Source organism: Anaerosporobacter sp. (genome assembly GCF_965301125.1).
Map to the genome: position 1 here is coordinate 1 of NZ_CBDLAM010000382.1, position 1554 is coordinate 1554.

The 1554-nt window shown below is 30.3% G+C and carries 2 protein-coding genes; both read left to right on the forward strand.

The window, feature by feature from the left end; genetic code table 11:
* Positions 1-408 precede the first annotated feature (408 nt).
* Positions 409-1140, forward strand: a complete 732-nt coding sequence (locus ACW2QF_RS20210; RefSeq protein ID WP_455717813.1) for an Ig-like domain-containing protein — start codon at positions 409-411, stop codon at positions 1138-1140.
* A 254-nt stretch (positions 1141-1394) separates the two neighbouring features.
* Positions 1395-1550: a hypothetical protein gene (locus ACW2QF_RS20215; protein WP_455717814.1), complete on the forward strand. Its 156-nt coding sequence runs from the start codon at positions 1395-1397 to the stop codon at positions 1548-1550.
* The last annotated feature ends 4 nt before the right edge of the window (positions 1551-1554 follow it).

Here is a 1554-nt window from a genome sequence, read left to right on the forward strand (position 1 = left end):
CAAGCACGAGACGGGATTCGAACCCGCGACCCTCGCCTTGGGAAGGCAAACAACAGAGTAAACTATAGTAACACAAAAGTGACGTATTCCTAGCAATTACTATGCTTATCGCGAATTTCACTTAATTATAGTTATCAATAGTATATGTACAGTTTTACTTCTATTCGTTAGAAAAATCGTTAGACAAATGTTTTGTTTAAAAAGTTATTTACTTGCTCGCACATACAATTGACATATTTTTCTATATATGATACAATATTTTCGCTTGAAGAAATATGTTTGAAGAGAATTTCAAATAATGGCACTTGCTCATGTAGCTTGTGCCTTTTTCTATTTTCTGTATCACCCTTGCATAATTTGGTATATAATGATATGCTATACACATTATATTATAGGAAGGGTGGAATTATGAAGAAAAGAATTATATCAAGTTTATTAACTTTGCTATTATTAGTAGCAATTATTGTACCCGAACAGGCACAAGCAGCTGTTAAGATTAACAAGACAACTGCTACATTGTACACTGGAGAAAAAGTACAACTAAAAATATCCGGATCAAGCAGGAATGCAACTTGGACAAGTAGTAACAAGACTGTTACCACAGTAGATAGTAAAGGAAATGTTACTGCAAAGAAGAAAGGAACTGCGACAATAACCGCTAAAGTAAGCGGTAAAAAATACAAATGTAAAGTTACAGTTAAAAATAATGTAACCACCTTTAAATTCCCCACAGAATCATATAGCAATGATCTTTTGTTGCCATCTATATTCGAGGAAATAGGAACTTTAAGTATAGATATATCAGGTAATTATACTATAATAAAGTGTAAAACAAAGTCGGTTGATAAAACATTGAAAGCGTTAAAGAAAGAACTAGCCAAATCTATTGAAAACATTATTTCAAAGGGTTCTATTTCAAAAATAAAATATAATGATGACTACACAAAAATAAATATATACCAAGCCAAAGAGTTGTCTGATGATGACAATTTTGGACTATTAGAAATATATCTGTCTTTACCTTATTTGCAAATTCTATCTGGTACAAACTATGATGATGCTGACGTCTACGTTACTGTTTACGACAAAAATAATAAAATCACTTATCAAGGAAGCTTAAAAGATTCAATGAATAATTAATCTTATGATACGTATGCATCTTACCTTAATATGTAAAAAGGCACTTGCTTGCTAGCTGGTGTCTTTTGCTATTTTATAGTAGATTTTTCTTATAAATATGGTAAAATATATTTAATTTTACAATTATAAACGAATTCTGATGGTAGACCAGATATATCTGTGAGAATATTGCAGAATACATGTTTCTGCTTTCGTAATTGTAATTATTTTTCCACAAAATATAGATAAATTTTATATGGATAGGAGGTGATAATGTGAAAGAGAAACGTTATTTACTATTCGATGAATCCGGTAATCTTGGAAAAGATGGGCGATATTTTGTTATATCCTGCATAGATACCTATAATCCAAAAGAATTACAAAATATAATAAAAATGGAAGAGCTAGTAAATGGAGGTTATGAAATATGAAAAC